At 35.7% G+C, this 21313-nt stretch carries 20 protein-coding genes and 1 tRNA gene; 15 read left to right on the top strand and 6 right to left on the bottom strand.

Going from position 1 to position 21313, the window contains the following annotated elements; all coding sequences use genetic code 11:
- Position 1 precedes the first annotated feature (1 nt).
- Both ssb and dapA read left to right on the top strand, forming a co-directional pair.
- The gene (ssb, locus tag ABWU47_RS05895) at positions 2–475 is read left to right on the top strand and encodes a single-stranded DNA-binding protein (protein ID WP_006279368.1); all 474 of its coding nucleotides are present in this window, start codon (positions 2–4) and stop codon (positions 473–475) included.
- A gap of 9 nt (positions 476–484) precedes the next feature.
- Entirely contained in the window at positions 485–1366 is an 882-nt protein-coding gene (gene dapA, locus ABWU47_RS05890) for a 4-hydroxy-tetrahydrodipicolinate synthase (protein WP_077188220.1), read from the top strand.
- Positions 1367–1404: 38 nt separating this feature from the next.
- On the opposite strand, the gene ligA is transcribed toward dapA, so the two are convergent.
- Positions 1405–3393, bottom strand: a complete 1989-nt coding sequence (gene ligA / locus ABWU47_RS05885) for an NAD-dependent DNA ligase LigA (protein WP_353285626.1) — start codon at positions 3391–3393, stop codon at positions 1405–1407.
- Between the two features lie 214 nt (positions 3394–3607).
- Between ligA and gltX the strand changes: the two genes are divergently transcribed.
- Positions 3608–4930: a glutamate--tRNA ligase gene (gene gltX, locus ABWU47_RS05880; protein WP_077188218.1), complete on the top strand. Its 1323-nt coding sequence runs from the start codon at positions 3608–3610 to the stop codon at positions 4928–4930.
- A 102-nt stretch (positions 4931–5032) separates the two neighbouring features.
- Here gltX and ABWU47_RS05875 read toward each other — a convergent pair whose 3' ends face one another.
- Positions 5033–5185: a hypothetical protein gene (locus ABWU47_RS05875; protein ID WP_338482437.1), complete on the bottom strand. Its 153-nt coding sequence runs from the start codon at positions 5183–5185 to the stop codon at positions 5033–5035.
- Between the two features lie 71 nt (positions 5186–5256).
- Here ABWU47_RS05875 and ABWU47_RS05870 point away from each other — a divergent pair, with 71 nt between their 5' ends.
- The 9 genes from ABWU47_RS05870 to ABWU47_RS05830 all read left to right on the top strand — a co-directional run bounded on the left by ABWU47_RS05870 (position 5257) and on the right by ABWU47_RS05830 (position 13471).
- Entirely contained in the window at positions 5257–5586 is a 330-nt protein-coding gene (locus tag ABWU47_RS05870; RefSeq protein WP_049973609.1) for a transposase, read from the top strand.
- Positions 5570–6205 (top strand): transposase, encoded by a 636-nt coding sequence (locus ABWU47_RS05865; RefSeq protein WP_082246250.1) that lies wholly within the window; start codon positions 5570–5572, stop codon positions 6203–6205. The genes ABWU47_RS05870 and ABWU47_RS05865 overlap by 17 nt, the downstream gene beginning before the upstream one ends.
- A 676-nt stretch (positions 6206–6881) precedes the next feature.
- Positions 6882–10211 carry a DNA polymerase III subunit alpha gene (gene dnaE, locus ABWU47_RS05860; RefSeq protein ID WP_077188217.1) on the top strand — a complete coding sequence of 1110 codons (3330 nt, stop codon included), beginning with the start codon at positions 6882–6884 and terminating at the stop codon, positions 10209–10211.
- A gap of 48 nt (positions 10212–10259) precedes the next feature.
- Positions 10260–11033, top strand: a complete 774-nt coding sequence (locus ABWU47_RS05855; RefSeq protein WP_077188216.1) for a 30S ribosomal protein S6 — start codon at positions 10260–10262, stop codon at positions 11031–11033.
- Positions 11033–11308 (top strand): 30S ribosomal protein S18, encoded by a 276-nt coding sequence (rpsR, locus tag ABWU47_RS05850; RefSeq protein WP_007548890.1) that lies wholly within the window; start codon positions 11033–11035, stop codon positions 11306–11308. The genes ABWU47_RS05855 and rpsR overlap by 1 nt, the downstream gene beginning before the upstream one ends.
- Positions 11309–11315: 7 nt before the next feature.
- Positions 11316–11870, top strand: coding sequence for a 50S ribosomal protein L9 (gene rplI / locus ABWU47_RS05845; protein WP_006279792.1), 555 nt, complete (start codon positions 11316–11318; stop codon positions 11868–11870).
- 6 nt (positions 11871–11876) lie between these two features.
- Positions 11877–12110, top strand: coding sequence for a hypothetical protein (locus ABWU47_RS05840; RefSeq protein ID WP_077188215.1), 234 nt, complete (start codon positions 11877–11879; stop codon positions 12108–12110).
- Positions 12107–13399, top strand: coding sequence for an adenylosuccinate lyase (purB, locus tag ABWU47_RS05835; protein ID WP_012673216.1), 1293 nt, complete (start codon positions 12107–12109; stop codon positions 13397–13399). The genes ABWU47_RS05840 and purB overlap by 4 nt, the downstream gene beginning before the upstream one ends.
- A tRNA-Met gene (locus tag ABWU47_RS05830) sits at positions 13399–13471 on the top strand. The genes purB and ABWU47_RS05830 overlap by 1 nt, the downstream gene beginning before the upstream one ends.
- Before the next feature lie 170 nt (positions 13472–13641).
- Here ABWU47_RS05830 and ABWU47_RS05825 read toward each other — a convergent pair.
- A complete protein-coding gene (locus ABWU47_RS05825; protein WP_006279794.1) occupies positions 13642–14922 on the bottom strand; it encodes an iron-containing alcohol dehydrogenase in 1281 nt (426 codons plus the stop codon).
- 42 nt (positions 14923–14964) lie between these two features.
- Here ABWU47_RS05825 and dapE point away from each other — a divergent pair, with 42 nt between their 5' ends.
- Positions 14965–16161 carry a succinyl-diaminopimelate desuccinylase gene (dapE, locus tag ABWU47_RS05820; protein ID WP_006279795.1) on the top strand — a complete coding sequence of 399 codons (1197 nt, stop codon included), beginning with the start codon at positions 14965–14967 and terminating at the stop codon, positions 16159–16161.
- A gap of 117 nt (positions 16162–16278) precedes the next feature.
- On the opposite strand, the gene nth is transcribed toward dapE, so the two are convergent.
- Together nth and icd are read right to left on the bottom strand one after the other, a co-directional pair.
- Positions 16279–16917: an endonuclease III gene (gene nth / locus ABWU47_RS05815; protein WP_006279797.1), complete on the bottom strand. Its 639-nt coding sequence runs from the start codon at positions 16915–16917 to the stop codon at positions 16279–16281.
- Between the two features lie 27 nt (positions 16918–16944).
- A complete protein-coding gene (icd, locus tag ABWU47_RS05810; protein ID WP_006279798.1) occupies positions 16945–18372 on the bottom strand; it encodes an isocitrate dehydrogenase in 1428 nt (475 codons plus the stop codon).
- A 145-nt stretch (positions 18373–18517) separates the two neighbouring features.
- Here icd and ABWU47_RS05805 point away from each other — a divergent pair, with 145 nt between their 5' ends.
- Both ABWU47_RS05805 and ABWU47_RS05800 read left to right on the top strand, forming a co-directional pair.
- Positions 18518–19054: an RDD family protein gene (locus ABWU47_RS05805; RefSeq protein WP_006279799.1), complete on the top strand. Its 537-nt coding sequence runs from the start codon at positions 18518–18520 to the stop codon at positions 19052–19054.
- 22 nt (positions 19055–19076) lie between these two features.
- Entirely contained in the window at positions 19077–19553 is a 477-nt protein-coding gene (locus ABWU47_RS05800) for an RDD family protein (RefSeq protein WP_006279800.1), read from the top strand.
- Between the two features lie 166 nt (positions 19554–19719).
- Here the strand turns inward: ABWU47_RS05800 and rho are convergent, their stop codons facing one another.
- Positions 19720–21123, bottom strand: a complete 1404-nt coding sequence (gene rho / locus ABWU47_RS05795) for a transcription termination factor Rho (protein WP_006279801.1) — start codon at positions 21121–21123, stop codon at positions 19720–19722.
- Positions 21124–21313: the final 190 nt, after the last annotated feature.

The raw sequence follows: 21313 nt of genomic DNA, 5'->3' as shown, positions 1-21313 counted from the left end.
TATGTCTGGTGGTACCATAAACAAAGTCATACTAGTTGGTAATTTAGGAAAAGATCCTGAAATTAGGACTACACAAAATGGAAAAGAAATGGCAAGTTTTTCAATAGCCACGTCTGAAAGTTGGACTGACAAACTTTCCGGTATGCGCTCTGAAAAGACAGAGTGGCATAATATCGTAATTTTTAGTGAAGGATTAGTAAAAATCGTCAAAGATTTTGCACGCAAAGGCAGTAAAGTTTATGTTGAAGGTTCTTTGAGAACTAGAAAATGGACTGACCAAAACGGTGGTGAAAGATACACAACAGAGGTGGTTCTATATAATTTTAATAGCGCTCTTACTCTCCTCGATTCACGACCAAACTCTGATTACAAGCCGAGTGAATACAAACAAGGTGAAACAGGACAAAAAGATAAACACGAAAGTTTTGACAACGATATAAAAGATGAACTACTCGACGATGAAATACCATTTTAACAATTTAAATTGAAATCTACATTTTTATGGACTGCTTGTGTTACTCCTTTTAATTGCAATGGAGATAGTATAGATTATAGCAGTTTGCAGCGTTTACTGACAATGCAAGTTAAAGCTGAAAATGGCGTAGTGTTGCTGGGTAGTACAGGTGAGAGCCTATCGCTTACTGATTCTGAAAAGCGTACATTAGTTGAATTCGTATGTAAGCTAAAATTAAATACGAAAATTATAATTGGCGTACCAGGAGTGAATCTATATCAGACTCTTGAATGGCTTGATTTTTGCAAGGGTATGCCTATTCATGGCTATCTAATGACAACTCCCATTTATGCAAAGCCCGGAATTATGGGGCAGACTTTATGGTTTGAAAAGCTGCTTGAGAAAGCACATGTGCCGGTTATGTTTTACAATATTCCATCAAGAGCAGGAATAAATCTTCACGCTGAAACTGTACGCAACTTATCCAGCCACGAAAAATTTTGGGCTATCAAAGATTCAAGTGGCACTGTTGATACTTTAGCTCAGTATAAGAAAGTTGCACCAAATATTGAGGTCTTTTGTGGAGATGATAATATGATATCCGATATGGCCGCTTATGGTGCGGCTGGCCTGGTTTCCGTTGCTTCCAATGTTTGGCCATATGTAGCACATGAATATGTTAAGAAGTGCCTCAATGGCAGGAACCCTCAGGCAGATATCTGGCAACAGGCTTGCGAAGCGTTATTTACTGCCAGCAACCCAATACCTACTAAAGCACTTTTGCATGATATTGGTCTTATAGAACATCAAACTGTCCGCCTACCGCTCAGCACAGAAGACTTGCCTTCTGTTGAAAAATTGAGGCAAGTCAATAAAATGATTCTTGGATGGAAAGAATTGGCTACTCTCTAAATAGTCTTGCAACTTTGATTTAATATACAATCCAAGTTTCATTTGAACACTCCCAAACTTATCACTTTATGCCACTGGTCTTCATCTAAAATTTCTACACCTAATTCCACTGCCTTTTTATATTTGGATCCTGGTTTTTCTCCTGCAATTAGGTAGTCAGTTTTAGCAGAAAGATGTGAGCTGACCTTTGCTCCTAGAGTTTTGGCTCTTACTTTTGCCTCTCCTCTACTCATAGCAAGTAGCTTACCAGTAAACACTATAATTTTATTATTTAAAACAGAGTTACTAGAGTTGGAGCTCACAGGAAGAATTTGAAGACAAGCAGTAAGATCATTTAACATTTTGATGTTATGTTCCTTAGAAAAAAATGATTCCAAAGATTCAGCTACTTTTTTTCCTATGCCGTCTATACCTACTAGCTCAGTATTATCTGATGACAGTTCAATCATCGAATTATACCAATTATCATAAGAAACATAATAATCTGCAAGCAATTCTGCTGCAACTTGGCCAATAAATCTAATACCTAAAGAAAATATAAACCTATCTAGAGTTATTACCCTTCTGCTTTGTATAGCATTTAATAAATGAGCTATTGATTTCTTGCCCCAACCAGACTGTTCTTCCAGATTAAATTCATCCAATCTTTCTTCTAAAGTAAAAATATCGGGAATTTGTTTTATCAGACCAAGGTTGTAAAAAAACTCTATCTGCTTATCACCAAGGCCAACAATGTCAAATGCATCTTTCGATACAAAATGCTTTAGTTTTTCTATTATTTGAGCTTTACAGGCAAATTCCTCAGGACATCTTACTGCAGCCTCTCCCTCAACCTGACGTACTTTACTACCACATTCAGGGCATACTTCAGGAAACACAAATTCAGGTGTATTTGGAAGACGAGAATCTCTGCTTACTTCAACGATCTGGGGAATTACATCCCCTGCCCTTTTGATTGTTACAATATCTCCCTCTCTTATGTCTTTACGTTTTATCTCATCTTGGTTATGCAGACTTGCTCTACTAACTAGCACCCCACCAACATTGACTGGCACTAAATCTGCAACTGGAGTTAAAACCCCTGTTCTGCCCACCTGTATAAATATCTTGTTTAACTTTGTTTTTGCATAAACCGCAGAAAACTTGTATGCAAGTGCTGAGCGCGGTGCTTTGTGAGTATTCCCTAGACGATTTTGTAGTACCAAATCATTTACTTTATAGACTATTCCATCAATATCATAATCCAAGTTATAGCGACAGTTATAGACTTCATTATAGAACTTCAGCATTCCATCTAAACTACTCGTTAAGGACTGATGCTCATTTACGCAAAAACCAAGTGCCTCAAGCTTATTTAGTACCTCACTTTGACTTTTCTCTGCTCCACCAATCAAAGAATAAGCAAAATATCTAAGAGGTCTGCTTGCTGTAATGTTTGCATCCAATTGCTTTAGAGAACCAGCGGCTGCATTTCGAGGATTGGCAAATTCATCGTTTTCATTTAACTTTAAAAAGTCGCTGTTACTGATGTATATTTCACCTCTTACTTCTAGTCTTCCTTGCACACCTTGCAAAAACTTAGGAAAGCCTTTTATTGTTGCAACATTGTGAGTGACATCTTCCCCTACAAAACCATCACCTCGAGTTGCAGCTTTAACAAATCTTCCATCCTCATAAATTGCAGAAAACGACAACCCATCAATTTTTGGTTCACATAATATCTCTATTTTGTCCTCAATTAAAAACCTCTTTATTTTAGACAAAAATTTCTCTACACCTTGTTCATCATAAGCATTCTCAAGGGAAAGCATAGGTTCTTGATGTTCCACCTTAGAAAACCTCTCATCAGGTGGAGCACCAACACTATCTTGTGTTGCATAAATTTCTGGCTCTATTTCAGCTAACTTTTTCTTCAGTTCATCATATTCAGCATCACTTATTTCTGGCTTATTTTTTTGGTGATACAAAACATTATGATAATTTATTTGATCTTGCAGTTTTTCTCTCATCTTTTCTAAGTTAGTCATGATACCAATATAATGCTACATTAGCCTTTGTCGTCAAGCTGTGAATTTTCTTGAATTTATCATATGGTCTTAATCCATCAAATATCAAAGGTGCCACAATGCTATAGCCATACTTATTCTTCTCTTGCTCAATTGTATTAGCAGATCTCGCTTGCTCTAGCCATATATTTATATAAAATTAAAATAAATTAGAGTAAACAATATTGCTATTTAAATGCTAACAAGATTCGCTCCAAGCCCAACTGGCTACCTCCACGTAGGAAACGTACGAACTGCCTTGGTTTGTTGGATGTACACACGCAATCAAAATGGAAAATTTTTACTCCGTTTTGATGATACTGACCTTCAGCGTTCAGATGTCAAATATATAAATGATATCATACAAGATTTGAAATGGATTGGTATCAATTGGAATGCAAGTTTCAAGCAATCAGAGCGCTTTGAGCGTTACAATGAGGTGTTTTTGCAGTTAATAAAAGAAGGGCATATTTATGCATGCTATGAAACAAGAGAAGAGTTAGAAATTAAACGAAAATTGCAGTTAAAACAAGGACTTCCCCCGGTATATAACAGAAGCGCGTTACTTCTAACTGAGCAAGAGAAAATTCGTTATGAGCAAGAAGGAAGAAGACCACATTTTAGATTTAAGTTGGATAGAAATGAAGTTGTTAAATGGAATGATGAAGTTAAAGGTGAAATAAATATTGCAACCAGTAGCATAAGTGACCCCGTGGTAAAGAGAGAAGATGGAATGTACACATACATGTTACCTTCTGCTATCGATGATGTTGACTTTAATGTAACCCATATTGTACGCGGGGAAGATCATGTAACTAATACCGCAGTGCAAATTCAAATGATTAAAGCATTAAAAGCGAAAATCCCTACATTTGCTCACCTTTCTCTGCTACATTTTGATGATAGCAAGATATCCAAGCGAGTCGGTGGGCTGGATATCAAATCTATAAAAGAAGATGAAATTGAACCGATGGCACTAGTTAGTTATTTAGTGAAGCTTGGAACATCCAATCCAATTGAAGCTTGCGCCTGTATGCAATCTTTGATTGATTCATTCGACATTAAAAAATTTAGCTCAGCATGTACGCAATTTAGCTTGAGTGAAGCATACAAGCTAAATAGCAAAGTGCTGCAACAAATGCCATTTGAAATGGTGCAAGACCGTTTAAGTCAAATTGGAGTGGACTCCTCAGAGTTTTGGTATTTTATAAGGAACAATATAGAAAGGTTTTCTGAGGTGGCCAAGTGGTGGAAAATATGCAAATCCGATATAGAGCCTGTGATTCTTGATAAGGAGCTTATAAAAATTGCGTTCAATGCATTGCCCCAAGGTGATTGTAATGAAAACACGTTGTCAGAATGGGTCAAAACTATTCGACAAACAGTGGATATAAAGGCAAAAGACCTATTTACGCAGTTGCGCTTAGCTTTAACAGGAACAGAAACAGGCCCAGAGCTCGCTAAACTATTAATTTTTATCGGCAAAGAAAATATCATTGCAAGGTTAAAAGAAAAGTGAAAACTAAAGAATTATAGCTAATGCAATCCCTACGTCATACCGCGATTCATTCGCGGTATCCCTTAGCCGCTAACAAGCAGCGGGATGACGATTGTCAGGGTGTCATCCAAGTAGCCTCTTTCTTGTCATCCCAGTGCCCAGACACTGGGATCCAGCCTTTCCATAATCATTAAAACATTGTATTTTAACTAAAACAGCTATTTTTATGCTCACCAACTTAATAAAATTCCTGGATCCCAGTGGGCTTTGTTGCATAGCAACTGAAAAATCTGGTGGCTACTGACAAAATTCATTATAAATAGCGATTTAACTGTTGAAGAAAAAATATGCCACAAAAAATGAGGGTCAGTAACCATAGCGAATATAACAAATTTCTAGAAAAAAGAGGAAATATTTTTCATTATACCAACGAAGCCATAGAAAAGTGGTACGAGAATGGTCCAAAAATACCAGGTGGCAACAATATTTATAGCGATAAAGTTGTAATTTTGGTGCACATAATAACTTGTTTATTTAGAATAGGCCTGAGGCAAACAGTTGGGTTTATAGCAGGATACCTTGAGCAAATTGGGAAAAATTTGCAAGTTATCAGCTATTCACAATCATCAAGAAGGTTTAAGAAACTCAATATTAAGATCAATGATTGCAGAAAATAATATGGAAGATATCGAAATTGCTATAGACAGTACAGGAATTAGTATATACAACAACACTCCTGGTCATAGCAAAGAAAATAGCGAAGATAGAAAGTATCGCAGCTATGAACAGACAAGAAAATTGCATGTAATGTTGAATACAAACAGCAAAAAAGCCATAGCTGTAAAATACAGTAACGGTGTCTACTCTGATCACTATGGAGCTTGTGATTTGCTAAAAGAAGTCGATTTTCAGTATGTCATAAAAGTACTATATGCAGATAGGGCATATGACAGAGAAAAGCTCTATAAGCTGTGTAATCAATATGGTATAAAAACGAAAATTCCTCCGAAAAACAACGCAGCAGAGCATCCAAAATTGGATTATATGCTTGATAGAAATGCCGCTATTCAGTTAATGAAATTACATGGTGAGAATGGTATAAAAAGATGGAAAGAAGAAGTAAATTACGGAAAAAGATCGTATATTGAAGGATTTTTCTCAAGGTTGAAGCGAATATTTGGGTTTAGTTTTAGGAGCAAATCTGAAATTAATCGTGAGAAGGAACTGCTACTCAAGTGTTATTTGCTTAACAAATTTACTGAAATAGGCATGGCTAAGTTTGAGATAGCTTCATGAATTTATTGTACGTTACCTACTATCCGAAGAGCGATGCAACAAAGCCATCCCAGTGTCTGGGCACTGGGATGACAAAAAAAGGAGCACTGACCTCTCTTGGGCTCTTTTAGCTACAAACGTTAAGAAATTTACCAAATGAAAAAAAAGGCAAAAGAAGCCCCGTGGTTATTATCCGCTTTAAAATATTGGCGTTTTTTATGTTTTAAACGCTTGACAAGCGAGATTCAGCCGCTTTTAATTGCAACTAACTTACGCTGCAAATGTTTAAGAAATTTACTAAGCAGAAAAAAAGACAAAGAATCCCCGAGTTAGCTAGTCTTTTACTATCTCTGTCGAGTATTGGCATTTTTTGATGTCTTGTAACGCTTTATAAGCGCGTTCAGCTTATTTAGATAAAAATCTAGATGTAGATGAAGTTTTGTAAAGACATACAGTATCTATATACTGCAAAAAATTGAACATAAGACGCCGATACATTAAGTAATCCTTACCTTTTAATCTGCAGATTGGCGAAAGCAAATACAATAGCTTCACTATCATGATAAGGGAGCTGGCGGAGTTTGTCAAGTAAGTTTTTGTATTTTAATTTTAGAATTTTATAGGCTTTTGTTCTCATGAAAATTATGTTCTCATGAGTAAATTAATGTTATCCTTTTTTGTTGATCTGAAGTTTCTTATGTTCATACACTTACGTGTTCATAGTGTTTATTCGCTGCTTGAAAGCTCGGTTAAAATTGAGGAGCTGATCGGCCTTTGTTTGCGAAATAAAATGCCAGCGGTTGCAATTACTGATTCAGGTAACTTGTTTGGCTCACTTGAATTTGCAGAATATGCGGCAAGTAGGGGAATACAGCTAATAATAGGATGCAATATTATAGTTAAACATTCAGAACAAAATTTACCTATATTATTGCTTGCAAAAAATGAGCAAGGGTACACTAATTTAGTCACTTTGGTGAGTGAGTCTTTTAGAAAGCGCAAGAATAACAGCGATATTCCTTACGTTGATTTTGATGAGCTATTGAATTTAAGTACGGGTCTGATCGCTTTAACCGGTGGATGTTTGGCTCAACTATTGTTGGGGCAAGATAAAGAAACGGTTGAAAAACTGCTTTCAGCATTCAATGGTCATTTATATGTTGAATTGCAGCGTCATGGGTTGAATAAAGAGCTAGAGCTTGAAGAAGCTTTGATAGACTTTGCTTATCAGCGCAATATACCACTAGTTGCAACGAACGATGTGTTTTTTCCAAATAGGTCTGACTATGAGGCTTATGATATATTAACGTGTATATCGGAGGGGAGTTATGCCCTGGAGAATAACAGAAAGAAGTTAACTACCGAGCATTACTTCAAGTCTGTGGCAGAAATGGAGGAGCTGTTCAGCGACATTCCCGAAGCAATTCATAACACTTTAGTGATAGCTAAGCGGTGCTCTTACATGCCAAGAAGCAGGCAGCCTATTTTGCCTAAATTTCCTTGTCGAGAAAATAAAACTGAGAATGAAGAACTGAGGGAGCAGGCAGTTGCAGGATTAGAATTCCGTATTGCGAATGAGACAGACATAGACCTTAAACAATACTACGATCGGCTGAATTACGAACTGAGTGTGATAACTTCGATGAACTACGCTGGCTACTTTTTGATAGTTTCTGATTTCATTCGTTGGAGCAAAGCAAATGGCATTCCAGTTGGTCCAGGAAGAGGCTCTGGTGCTGGATCAATTGTTGCTTGGGGCTTGCAGATTACAGACCTTGATCCAATAAAGTTTGGCCTAATATTTGAAAGATTTTTGAATCCTGATCGTGTATCGATGCCTGACTTTGATATCGATTTCTGCCAAGAGAAAAGGGACCTGGTTATTGATTATGTTCAGAAAAAGTACGGTTATGTTGCTCAAATAATCACTTTTGGTAAATTGCAGGCAAGGGCAGTATTGCGTGATGTTGGTAGAGTATTGCAAATGCCTTACTCTCAAGTGGATAAAATATCTAAAATGGTTCCATTTAATCCAGTAAATCCTGTAACTTTATCACAAGCGATAGAGTTTGATCAAAACCTGCAGAAAGAGCGGGATAGTGATGAGGTAATTGCAAAGCTTCTTGATATATCTCTTAAGCTTGAAGGAATATATCGTCACGTTTCAACCCATGCTGCTGGAATTGTAATATGTGATCAAAAGTTGGAAAATTTTGTTCCTGTGTATTATGATCCAAATTCAGCTTTGCCAATCACTCAATACAGCATGAAATATGTGGAGAAAGCTGGGCTAATAAAATTTGATTTTCTTGGGCTTGGTACGCTAACGCTAATAGATCATGTATGTCGTTTAATTAATCGTGATGGAAAAAAGATTGATATTTCTTCAGTTCCTTTAAATGACCAAAAAACCTATGAGATACTCTCAAGCGGTGATTCAATTGGAGTGTTTCAGCTTGAAAGTTCGGGAATGAGAGAAGCTTTAATTAAACTAAAACCGGACTGCATTGAAGATATTATCGCTTTAATTTCCCTTTATCGTCCAGGACCTATGGATAACATTCCAACTTATGTTGCAAGAAAACACGGACTTGAAAAGCCAGATTATATTCATCCGTTACTTGAGGAAGTATTAAAAGAGACATTTGGGGTAATAATTTACCAAGAACAAGTGATGGAAATAGCCCGTATTCTTTCCGGGTATAGCTTAGCGGAAGCAGATCTGCTGAGACGTGCCATGGGTAAGAAAATCAAGGAAGAGATGGATAAACAACGTGAACTTTTCATCCAAGGGGCAACGAAGAATGGCGTTGATTATGACAGGGCAAGTTATATTTTTGACCTTGTTGCAAAATTTGCTGGTTATGGGTTCAATAAATCTCATGCTGCAGCATATGCGGTGATATCTTATCAAACGGCTTACCTTAAAGCTAATTATCCATTAGAATTTTTTACAGCACTAATGAATCTGAATATTGATGATAGAGATAAACTGAATTTATTTTATCATGCAGCAAAGTTTAGTGGCGTTACCGTTCTTTCACCTGATATAAACAAGTCTCAAGCTGAATTCTCAATAGAGGATGAACGCATACGTTATGGTATTGCTGCCTTGAGGAATGTTGGTTTTTCTATAGCGGAAGGAATAGTGAACGTACATTCAAGCGCTTGTAAGGACATATGGGAATTCATTCAAAATTCAGGTCATACAATAAATAAGAGAGCGCTAGAAAGCCTGATTAAATCCGGAGCATTCGATAGCGTGCATAAGAACAGAAAGCAGCTATATGAGTCAATGGACACGCTGATTTACTTTGCAAATAAAAACAAACAGGATAGAGAATCAAGTCAAGCTGCTTTGTTTGGTAGTCTTGATGTCCTCAAACCGAAACTTGAGAATGTGGAAGATTTTGATGAAGAGGAAAAATTAGAACATGAGTTATTTTCACTAGGATTTTATTTAACTAATCATCCGCTTGAAAAATTTAGAACTCTTCTGGAAAAGTTAAATATTGGGTTTATCGGAGAAAATAGAACAGCAAAAACTGCTGGGGTAATATTAAATGCACGTATGAGAACTTCAGAGCGTGGAAGGTTTGTTATCCTCACACTTTCTGATCCCCATAACGTTTCTGAAATAGCATTCTATAATAATGAAATAATAGAAGAAAAAAGAGATTTATTTTCACCAGGAACATTTGTGATAATTGATCTTGAAGCTTCGGAAAATACAACAAGATTAGCAGGCAAAGATATATCTGAGTTTACAAAAAGAATCACTTCTACAATAAAAGAATTAGTTCTCACCACTGAGTGCACGGATTCGCAAAAAGCCGCTATGGAATTAAACGCAATATTGAAAGATGAAGGCAGAACCAAAATAATGCTAAAACTTCTTCTCGAAAAACATAAAGTGAGCATCTTATTACCAGGTGCATACTCAATTGCTCCTCAAGTAATTTATGAAATATCTAACTTAAGCTGGATTAAAGGCGTAGAAATTAATACAAATAACTTGCTTATATAAAAAAGCTTTATATAATGAAATATTTAATCGGTATTAAAGGAAGATATAGTGAATCTTTATGAATTTACTTTTATAACACAACAAGGATTATTACAGCAAGAAGTAGAGGAGATGGTCCAAGAGCTAGCTGTTTCATTGAAAAATATTAAAGCAGATGTTATGTTCCAGCAAATCAGGGATATTCTGAAAAAAGGAAATGACAAGCTTACAACACAAGAGTTAGAAGTGCGTGCTGAAAACATTAAAGAAGGTCTAGTTGCTTACTCTGATTTCTTGGAAGATCTTACAAAAATTTTATGGGTTGAATTGGAAGAAGATCTTTCAAATTTGAAAGAAGTGAAGTCAAAAATCGATAAAGAGTTGAAAGATGACCTAAAAGATTTAGGAATAACGCAAGATTTTACAAAATTTCTAGGAGGCAGTACTAAAAGTGCGTTTATCCATAACGCAGTAAATGCTTTGAAGAGAAATATTTCAGAACATCTAATAAAGATTTTTCAAGATATTTTGAAAGATTTTAGAATAAACGGTCCAGCTCAATCGAGCAAAGCGTTGGAAATGCTTTTGAAAAACATTGAAGCATCAGGATTAATCAAGTATGAACATTGGGGTCTTTTGGATTTTGCATATCACAAAAATAAAATGAAGAGCGGTCATTATTGTATAATGTGCATAAGTTCTACTGCAAGCATTCTGGATGAATTTATGCGTAGAATGAAACTTAATGAGAACGTTATTCGCCACTTTCCTGTGCAGGTTGATAAAATTTTTGAAGGTAAATCTCATATGATGAATAAACAAATTGAGGAGCAAAGCGCATAATGATGAAAAGACGAAATAGTTTTAATAATTCATACGTATCTGTAAATAATAGGACTGGCTTTAGGCGTTCTAAAGTTTGCCCTCTTGCTGCGTCTAAAGATGAAGACATAGATTATAAGAATATAGATTTATTATCCAAGTTTACCTCTGACTATGGTAGGATATTACCTAGAAGATTAACAGGCGTATGTGCAAAAAAACAAAGGAAGTTACGCTTAGCGATCATAAGGGCACGTTTTTTAGCTCTTATTCCTTACTGTACTAAAAAAGTTTAGGTAATTTATGTTGATAATTTTAAAGGAAAATATAAGGACTTTAGGTAAGCTTGGTGAAGTTGTCAAAGTTAAACCAGGTTATGCACGTAATTTTCTTTTTCCACAAAGAAAAGCGGTGAAAGCTACCAAGGAAAATTTAACAAAGCTAGAGGAGCAACGTTTATTACTGGAAGAAGAGAATATAAAAAGATTAAATGTAGCAAAAGAGCTTGCATTGTCACTACATGATAAGTTTGTGGTATTGATAAAGCAAGCTTCAGAGGATGGTAAAATTTTTGGTTCTGTAACAACACGTGAAATTGCGAAAATTTTACTACAAGAAGGACATGTGATAGATCACCGTAGTTTATCTTTTGGTGGAGTAAGCATCAAAAACTTGGGTGAATACCAAGTAAACGTAGAATTACATAGTGAAGTAGTAGTACCAATTACTATATACGTCGTGAAATCCGAAACAGATGCAAATGAGCTAAGGCAAGTAAAATTGCAAAATCAGAAGTCTGAGCAACAAGAGGCAGAGCAAGATGCGAATAAAGAAGCTACTGATGGTGATGATAGCTGATCAAAGATGATCCCTTGTTATAGTCGTAAAGAAATGTCTGCCATGGCTAAGCTGGTGTCATCCCAGTGCTTCCCTCATGTCATCCCAGTGCGTGACACTGGGATCCAGTTTATTTCATCATGGACATTATTTTATGCTTCTAGAATCCGTTGTCCATTGAATAATTTGCAAATACTTTTATACCTGGATTCCAGTGTCACGCACTGGAATGACACCATTATTGGAATAAATCAAAAATGATTCCCCGCTATAGCAGAAAAGAAATGTCTTCCATTTGGGAGGAAAATAATAAATTTAATATATGGCTTAAAATAGAAAAATTAGCGTGTGAAGCTCAAGCAAAGTTAGGAGTGATTCCGAATAATATTGCTGAGAACCTCTCTGGTGCTATTGAATTTGATGTTGAATGTATCAACGAAATTGAATCCATTGTAAAACATGATGTTATAGCTTTTCTGACATATATTGCTAAAAAAGCGGGAGTTGATGTTCGTTATCTTCATTATGGAATGACAAGTTCTGATGTTTTGGATACATGCCTTGCGGTGCAACTGAAAGAGTCCTGTGATATTTTGCTCGAGAATCTAAAAAATTTACTTGCAGCATTGAAAAAAAAAGCTGAGGACTATAAAGATATTGTTTGTGTTGGACGCAGTCACGGAATGCATGCAGAACCAACAACTCTTGGAATAAAATTTGCCAGATTTTATGCTGAATTTAAACGCAATTATCAGAGATTAATTAGCGCGCAAAAAGAGATCTCAATTTGTAAAATATCAGGTGCAGTAGGCAATTTTGCAAATGTTGATCCGTTTGTTGAAGAATATGTAGCGAAAGAAATAGGACTCATACCTGAAATCATATCGTCTCAAGTCATTCCTCGTGATAGACATGCTATGTTCTTTTCAGTTTTGGGAGTGATTGCAAGCTCAATAGAAAATGTTGCTGTTGAAATTCGTCATTTGCAAAGAACTGAAATCGGCGAAATTTCTGAGCATTTTTCCACTGGGCAGAAGGGAAGCTCTGCTATGCCACACAAATGTAATCCTATTTTAAGTGAAAATCTGACTGGACTCTCACGTTTAATACGCAGTTATGTTTTTCCTGCGTTAGAAAATGTTGCATTGTGGCACGAACGTGATATATCACACTCGTCTGTGGAAAGATGCATTGCTCCTGATGCTTGTATAACAATGGATTTTGCTTTAGTGCGATTAACAGATTTGATAGATAAATTGGTGATCAATAAGGAAAACATTGAAAAGAACTTAAATTCTTCAAAAGGTTTAGTTTTCTCACAGCGTGTATTGCTTGAGTTAGTAAATAGTGGTTTGGCGAGGGAAGAGGCGTATAAAATTGTTCAGAGCAATGCAATGAAAGTGAAACAAAACAACAGTGATTTTCTGGCCGAATTGAAACAAGATAAACCCTTACTTAAGGTTATTAACTCGGAAAAACTTGAATCTTTGTTTGATTTGAAGTATTATACGAAACATATAGATCGTGTATATAATAAGGTTTTTAATTAGGCTGAGTAGCTCAGTTGGTAGAGCAGGAGGATCATAATCTCTTGGTCGGGGGTTCAAGTCCCTCCTCAGCCACTCGAACTAAACTATGTTTAGCAAAGCAGTGCTATTGGTGAAACCCAGTGTCAGTTACTTGGAATGAGTTGTATATCCACTCAGGTGAGGAGACAATGGATAAGAGATTGTGAAAAGGGTTTAGCTTTTGGCCTATGATCTCTTTAAATGACAGAATTTCACTACAAAACTTAACTTTCTTCTATGCAGTTAGCTAAGTCAAGAAAGGTGAATCTATCTCTTGTTGTAAACGCAAGATCGACCACTTTACAATATTGTTCTTTATTCCAACTGAGGTGCTCTGGTAAGTGTGGAATTGATAGATCTTCAAATATTTTTTGCAGGTGTTTTGCAGGTAGTAAATTTTGCTTAATTAAACTGGAAATATTATGCCATTCTTTACAAATGATCTCTTGGATTTTTTGCTGCATAATTTGCTTCTGTTCAAAAGTTCTTACAAATTCGATATTATCAAAGCACTGAGTTATATGTTTTACATCTAAAGTGGTCGGTTTGATAATCGGGTTTTGTATTGATAATATCTTTTCCTGCAAATTAGCCATGGTAATCGTCGTAACAGCAATTTTTTCGCCATGTAGTAAGGAATGATCTCTTGTTACCATTTCCATTGCGTGAGCTATCATATGCTCTCCTTGGCTTGCAGAATAGCTGCCTTTTGATATTACCATTCCAAGTCCTGAAATTAGTAGAACTTCCATAAGTAATAGGACCACTTTTCTACTTCTTTTAGTAAGCGCCGTATACTCTCTTAGCAAAATTTGCTCCAAATCGCGAACAAGTGTAAAAGGTAATTCATTGTATTCTGTGCCAAGCAACAAATGAGATAGTAGCCAGTCAGCCTGAACTGTTGAACGACAAATGAAATCTGCAAATCCGCTTAATGTGAGACGCAGTGGTGCATTGGCAAGTATGTCTATATCTATATATACTGCTCTTGGAAGATGTGCTTTGAACGATTTTTTATATCCATTTACTAATATTGAAGCATTTGCAGAGGTATATCCATTCATAGAAGCGGCTGTTGGGAACGATATATAATCTTTTTTCTCGAGGTAGCTTGCATATTTGCAGATATCGTTAACAGTGCCGCTACCAAATGCAACTATTAAGTCACTGTCTTTTGCTTTGTTTCTAACTAGATTTACGGTTTCAAGAGAGGCAGCTCTGCTTGGTGTCATGCAAGTAGCTGACACTGGGATCCAGGAAAACAACTTATGGATTCCAGTGTCACGCGCTGGAATGACAGGTGGAGCTGGAATAATTAAGTTAGGAATTTTATTAAGTACGTTTTTGTTTAAAAGTTTTGCTGTATTTTTATCTGCAACTAGAAAGACGTCATTTCCGTGTCGTGTGCATATTTCATAGATATCATCAGCAAGGTAGTAATCTGTTATTACTTCCCTTAGAAAAGTTTGTTCGGTTTGATGTAATATTTGTTTTAAATAGTGCATAGAGTGTTTACAATATAGCAGTATAAGTATTTTAAGATTGACATGAAAATTGACCCTGTAGAGCTAACTAGGAAATTGATCTCTTTTGAGAGTATAACACCAGAAGACAGCGGGGCAATAGAGTATATAGCAGCAATCTTCAAGAAGAGCGGCTTTGATTGTGAGATTTTAGAATTTGGTGATAAAGTTAAAAATCTTTATGCGAAATATATAAATGGAGTACCAAATTTGTGCTTTGCTGGGCACGTTGATGTTGTACCACCGGGTCAGTTAAAAGATTGGGCATTTGGTCCATTTAATCCAGAAGTGAGGGATGGAATGCTATATGGAAGAGGGGCCGCTGATATGAAAAGCGGAGTAGCTGCATTTATTGCTGCTATGGTAAATTTGATTGCAGAGAAGTTTCAATTTAATGGTTCGATAAGTGCATTGATTACCAGTGCTGAAGAAAGCATGGAAGAATATGGAACAAAGGCAGTTTTGGAATGGATGAAAAATAAGCAGAAAAAGATAGATTTTTGTGTGGTTGGCGAACCAACCAGTAGTAAGAAATTAGGTGATACCATAAAAATAGGCAGAAGAGGTTCTGTAACATTTGAATTAATTTGCCATGGAAAACAAGGGCACGTTGCCTACCCAGACCTAGCAGACAATCCAATATATAAGGTAATATCGATATTGAGTAAGGTAAAAAATACTACTTTTGATCATGGTAATAAATATTTTCAGCCTTCACATTGCGAAGTTACTACTATCGATGTTGGAAATAATACTAGCAATCTAATACCTGGCTCAGCAACTACACGTTTTAACATTCGATATAACAATGAACAAACACCGGGTGGCTTATATAAGCTGATTGATGAAATATGCTCTAGTGTAACTAACGATTATAAGCTTTTTATGCATAGCAGCAGGGACGTTTTCCTCTCTACTCCCGATAGGAATACTGATATTATGCTTGATGCAATAAATAAAGTTACCAGTATTGATGCTGCGTTGAGCACAAGTGGTGGCACATCTGACGCTGCGTTTATCAAAGATGTTTGTCCAGTGATTGAATTTGGTATAATCAACAAAACTGCACATCAGATAAACGAATGCGTATCAGTAAACGATATACACAAGTTAACAGCTATATATAAGGAATTTATAGAAAATTATTTCAATCCCACTAATAAAATATTGAATCAGGTCAACGTGGTTAGTAATATATCTAGTGGTCCATTGTTAGCTTAGATGTAATCAGATCTCTTGCATAACTGTTGTTTGAATAATAACTTGTATCATTCCAGCAAAATGTGTCAAGTAAGTTTTTTCGTTTCTATAGCTACTTGGATGACAAAAGAAGAAATACTAGACTTTATACCTTTTGCACTCAAATTCACATAAATCATGAATTATGCACGTTTCACACGAAGGTTTCTGTGCTTTGCAAACATATCTACCATGCAAAACTAGCCAATGATGAGCATAAAGCAGGTATTTTTTGGGAACCACATTTAAAAGAGATTGCTCTGTTTTAAACACATCTTTTTCTTTCACAAGCCCAATTCTATTGCTCACTCTAAAAACGTGAGTATCAACTGCCAATGTTGGAATGCCCAGCCCCGAATTTAAGAACACATTAGCGCTCTTTCTCCCCACTCCAGGCAAAGACACCAAATCATCAAAATTAGTAGGTACTTTGCTGTTGTATCGTTCTACCAATATTTTACTAAGCCCGATTATATTTTTTGCTTTGGAATTATATAAACCAATACTGCTTATGCATTTTTTCAGCTCACTCTGCCCAAAGCTCAGCATTTTTTCTGGCGTATCAGCGATATTAAATAGTTCTCTTGTAATTTTATTAACGCTTACATCAGTTGTCCGCGCTGATAAAACTATCGCAACCAGTAACGTAAAATGATTGGTATAATTTAGCTCTATTTTTGGCGCAGGATTTGATTGTTGAAACTTTTCAAATATTAGTTCTACTTTTTTTGAGTCCATTTCATTTACCACACCTCTTTTAAATATTTAAACAAAGAACCCCTCTTTCCCATCATACAAATACAATTTGTCCATTCTCACCACGTCAAAATTGTGTTCTTCAAGTTTGATTAGCAAGTTATTCACATCACTATTTGTAATAGCTTGCTTTTCATTATTTGCGATAAACCTACAGGTTATTTGATCACTTGAAGGTTTTGAGTTTCCTGGCCAAATCGCAAGACCTTTTGAGTATATTGCTATCATTTGCAGATTACTCGATTCAAATAACCTAACTATTTGGTCAAAGTTGCTGGATTTGTCCCAAGCAAGCGCTATATCACTACCTACTAGCTTTTTGGTTTTATAGTCCTGTTCATAGCTATTTTGTATTTCACTTATTTTGCTATTTGTACTGCTACCGACTGTAAGCTCAGATAATGTTTTCGGTTTTTTTCCTAGATTATCTATAACGGCTTCTGCAAATTCTTTGGTACCAATTTTCTGTTTACTCTTTTTCTCTTTATATAAATCGGCGGTATGTATTCCATCCTCCAAAGTCTTGAGCCATGCATCGTAAATTAGTTTTGCAGTACTCACTTGACTGATGTAGACCAACATATGCACTGCAGCATTCAAAAGTCCAGAAGGATTAGCTATGTTTTTTCCTGCAATATCAGGAGCAGAACCGTGCACTGCTTCAAACATTGCATATTCATTACCTATATTGCTACTTCCAGCGAGTCCAACAGATCCAGAGGTTTGCGCCACAATGTCCGATAATATATCGCCATATAAGTTCTCGGTTACTATAACATCGAAATTCTCCGGTTCTGTGGCAACACGTGCCATCCCAATATCGACTATATAATGTTCTGCCTTTATGTCCGGGTATTCCTTTGCAATACGATCAAACGCCGCATGGAAAGTTCCGTCAGTCATTTTCATTATGTTATCTTTAGTAAGACAAGTTACCTTCTTTCTACTATGTTTTTTTGCATATTCAAAAGCGTACCTGCATATTTTTTCTGAGCCGGATCTAGTAATAATTTTAGTGCATTGGTAAGAGTCACCAGTGAGCCTGTGCTCTATTCCGGTGTAAACGTCCTCTTCATTTTCACGTATTACTACGATATCAAACTTATCGAATTTATTTTCTATAACAGGATGATATGAAATGCATGGTCTGATATTTGCATACAACCCTAGATTTTTTCTGAGTGCAACGTTTAAGCTTTTGTGGCCTTTACCTTGAGGAGTTGTTGTCGGAGATTTTAATAATATTTTTGTCCTTTCAATTGATTCCCAACCACTTGGAGAAATTCCGTGAGACCATTCTTTACTATAAACACGCTCCCCTATTTCAATAATATCTATTGAGATTTTCGCTTCTGCTTCGCGCAATATCGACAGCACCGCTTCCATGATTTCTGGTCCGATACCGTCGCCATATGCAACTGTGATTGGTGTTGACATAACTTCCCTAGTTATAAATGATTTAATATTAATTTAAATAATAGAGTGGCACAAGTAGCTAATATTACCCAAGTTAGTATATTTACGGTTATTTAATAACGTATTTTTATATTATATGATGATATTATGAAATATAGGTGGGGTTATGAATACTGAAATAAATGTTAAAGTAAATTATGTAGGATTTACAAGGCGTATTGTAGCAGAAATACTTGACCTCATCATATTTTCCCCTCATTTTATCTTCGGTTTTATCTATGGTGTATTCATCGTATCATTACAAGATCAAGATAAAGACTCTTTTCAGGAACTTGCACAACTAGCAACAGAAATACCATTTATAGTTTCTACAGTGGTCGCAACATTAGTACTAACAATATCCAAAATATTAATGGTAACAAAACTTGGTGGTACCCCAGGAAAACTATTGTGTGGTATGCATATTAAAGATGCTAATACATTTACAAATGTTACCCTTATGCAAGCAACAATAAGATGTATTTCTAAGGGAAGCATCTGGATTATTTTTCGCTTTTTGCTTCATCTGCATTATCATGGTTATACTTTTCTATATCTTTTAATTGTGCTAATTTTATTTTTGTTTGCAGTATTTGATCAACGCAAACAGACTTTTTACGATAAAATTGCAAAAACAGTAGTGATAGACTATAAATCTAGTTGATATTTTTCTTTATAGGTAGTACATGGATAAAAAAGTAAACTACTCAACGATGACAAGACGTACTCTAGCATTTATAGTTGATTGTATTTTATTTATCGCAATACCATTTGGTTTAATGGCGGTGGGTTTCTCACTTACACACGCAATACAAGGGATCATGGGTGCAATAATTGTAATCACCACGATTGTATTTTCTTTATTTTTAATGATACCATGTATATTTCATATATTCATGCTAGTAAAATTTGGCGGCACTCCAGGACACTTGTTATTTAGCATGCGCGTAAAAGACAAAGATACATTTGAGTCAATCACTACAATGCAAGCAATGAAAAGGACTATAGCTCTTTTTATAATTTATTGCATATCACTTTGTAATCCCATTTTATTCTTAGCTATACTAATCTTAGTTTTAGTATGTGCAGTAGGTGATGAACATAAACAAGCTTTTCACGACAAAATTGCAAACACGGTAGTGATAGATTATAAACCTAGTTGATATTTTCCTTTAGCTGTCTGCCACCAAGGGTGTCATTCCAGTGTCACGCGCTAACTTAAGGTAAATTGCCAACTTAACTATAAATATATTTTGGTAAATCCAAATTATTTTAGCTATAAGAGCGTTTTACTTTTTGCTCAGCATATCCATCATAACTGGCTTACTTTTAGTGATTCATGGAGTTAAAAAAGTCAGCATTGCTCTTTGTTAAAAGTAGTTTGTCACGTAAAAATTCCATTGCTTCAACGGGTCCCATAGGATTGAGTATCCTACGCACCACCCATATTTTATTTAGTATAGCCTTATCAACTAATAGCTCTTCCTTCCTTGTTCCGGATTTTGTAATATCAATAGCTGGAAATATACGTTTATCAGAAAGTTTTCTATCAAGTATGATCTCAGCATTTCCTGTACCTTTAAACTCTTCAAAAATAACTTCATCCATTTTTGAACCAGTCTCTATAAGAGCTGTGGCGATTATAGTTAAAGAACCCCCATTCTCAATATTACGAGCTGCTCCAAAAAAGCGTTTTGGTCTCTGCAGTGCGTTTGAATCTACACCACCAGTTAGAACTTTCCCAGACGAAGGAATAACCACATTATAAGCACGTGCAAGTCTAGTAATATTGTCAAGTAGAATTACCACATCTTTTTTATGCTCAACCATTCTTTTAGCTTTTTCTATTACTATTTCAGCAAGCTGTACGTGACGGTAAGCAGGCTCATCGAACGTAGAACTTACTACCTCACCTTTTACAGAACGTATCATATCTGTTACTTCTTCAGGTCTTTCATCTATAAGTAACACTATTAATTCTACTTCAGGGTGATTTATAGCTATAGAGTTAGCCATTTGCTGAAGCAATACAGTTTTTCCTGTGCGAGGTGGAGCAACTACTAACGCTCTTTGCCCTTTTCCAAGAGGAGCTACTATATCTATAGCACGCATGCTTAAGCCTTTTTTATCATCACCATTATTACACTCAAGTACTATGCTTTCCTCAGGATAAAGAGGAAGCAAATTATCAAAATGGACGTACTTTCTTAATTCACTTACTTCAGTAGAGTTTATACTTTGAACCTTAGTTAAAGTAAAATATCTCTCTTTATCACCAGGTGGCCTTATTTCTCCATATGCCATATCTCCTGTACGTAAATTAAACTTCTTTATTTGCCCGTTAGAAATATAAACATCATCGGTACTTGGGGCATAATTTGCACTTGCTGAACGTAAGAAACCAAAACCATCAGGCAATATTTCCACTATTCCACTCCCTGTGGTTATGCCTCCTTCTTCACTCATTTTTTTCATTAAGCTGAATATTATTTCCTGCTTTAGCATTCTACCATTGCTTTTACCGTTAGTTGAAATTTTTCTTCCTTCAGCTAACTCTAACAATTCTTCTGCTGTTTTCTCTTTTAATTCGCTCAGATCTAATGTTTTTCTGTTTTTCTCAGTACCTTCATTAACCATCTGTTTTACTGTATCGTTATTGTAAATTTGCTCACTTTTTTCAGGTTGAGCTTTAACCTTTCCTTTTGCCAAAACATCTTCATTGATTGTTGTCATAATCCTCCAAAAATTTTAATTGATGCTTACTAACCTAAAATGTGACTATAAGATAATAAATTGGGCTGAGTTAGTTTCAGTGCGTATTAAGCTTAATTATCATTAAACCCCGTACTTTACTTACATTATACTAATAAACACTAGCAAGTCAAGTTAATTTAATGTTAACAAAACACAAAAATTTGAGGAT

The sequence above is a fragment of the Wolbachia endosymbiont (group A) of Gastracanthus pulcherrimus genome (genome assembly GCF_964028265.1).
In the GTDB taxonomy this organism is placed as follows: Bacteria; Pseudomonadota; Alphaproteobacteria; order Rickettsiales; family Anaplasmataceae; genus Wolbachia; species Wolbachia pipientis.
Note: the sequence above shows the minus strand (reverse complement) of the source record. Positions and strands in the feature narration are given on the sequence as shown.

Excerpts from the sequence above, each read along its gene's own strand:
- ssb (WP_006279368.1), top strand. The coding sequence starts at position 2 with ATGTCTGGTGGTACCATAAACAAAGTCATACTAGTTGGTAATTTAGGA.
- ligA (WP_353285626.1), bottom strand. The coding sequence starts at position 3,393 with ATGACTAACTTAGAAAAGATGAGAGAAAAACTGCAAGATCAAATAAAT.
- gltX (WP_077188218.1), top strand. The coding sequence starts at position 3,608 with ATGCTAACAAGATTCGCTCCAAGCCCAACTGGCTACCTCCACGTAGGA.
- ABWU47_RS05875 (WP_338482437.1), bottom strand. The coding sequence starts at position 5,185 with ATGCAACAAAGCCCACTGGGATCCAGGAATTTTATTAAGTTGGTGAGC.
- ABWU47_RS05870 (WP_049973609.1), top strand. The coding sequence starts at position 5,257 with ATGCCACAAAAAATGAGGGTCAGTAACCATAGCGAATATAACAAATTT.
- ABWU47_RS05865 (WP_082246250.1), top strand. The coding sequence starts at position 5,570 with ATGATTGCAGAAAATAATATGGAAGATATCGAAATTGCTATAGACAGT.
- dnaE (WP_077188217.1), top strand. The coding sequence starts at position 6,882 with ATGTTCATACACTTACGTGTTCATAGTGTTTATTCGCTGCTTGAAAGC.
- rpsR (WP_007548890.1), top strand. The coding sequence starts at position 11,033 with ATGATGAAAAGACGAAATAGTTTTAATAATTCATACGTATCTGTAAAT.
- rplI (WP_006279792.1), top strand. The coding sequence starts at position 11,316 with ATGTTGATAATTTTAAAGGAAAATATAAGGACTTTAGGTAAGCTTGGT.
- ABWU47_RS05840 (WP_077188215.1), top strand. The coding sequence starts at position 11,877 with ATGATCCCTTGTTATAGTCGTAAAGAAATGTCTGCCATGGCTAAGCTG.
- purB (WP_012673216.1), top strand. The coding sequence starts at position 12,107 with ATGATTCCCCGCTATAGCAGAAAAGAAATGTCTTCCATTTGGGAGGAA.
- ABWU47_RS05825 (WP_006279794.1), bottom strand. The coding sequence starts at position 14,922 with ATGCACTATTTAAAACAAATATTACATCAAACCGAACAAACTTTTCTA.
- dapE (WP_006279795.1), top strand. The coding sequence starts at position 14,965 with ATGAAAATTGACCCTGTAGAGCTAACTAGGAAATTGATCTCTTTTGAG.
- nth (WP_006279797.1), bottom strand. The coding sequence starts at position 16,917 with ATGGACTCAAAAAAAGTAGAACTAATATTTGAAAAGTTTCAACAATCA.
- icd (WP_006279798.1), bottom strand. The coding sequence starts at position 18,372 with ATGTCAACACCAATCACAGTTGCATATGGCGACGGTATCGGACCAGAA.
- ABWU47_RS05805 (WP_006279799.1), top strand. The coding sequence starts at position 18,518 with ATGAATACTGAAATAAATGTTAAAGTAAATTATGTAGGATTTACAAGG.
- ABWU47_RS05800 (WP_006279800.1), top strand. The coding sequence starts at position 19,077 with ATGGATAAAAAAGTAAACTACTCAACGATGACAAGACGTACTCTAGCA.
- rho (WP_006279801.1), bottom strand. The coding sequence starts at position 21,123 with ATGACAACAATCAATGAAGATGTTTTGGCAAAAGGAAAGGTTAAAGCT.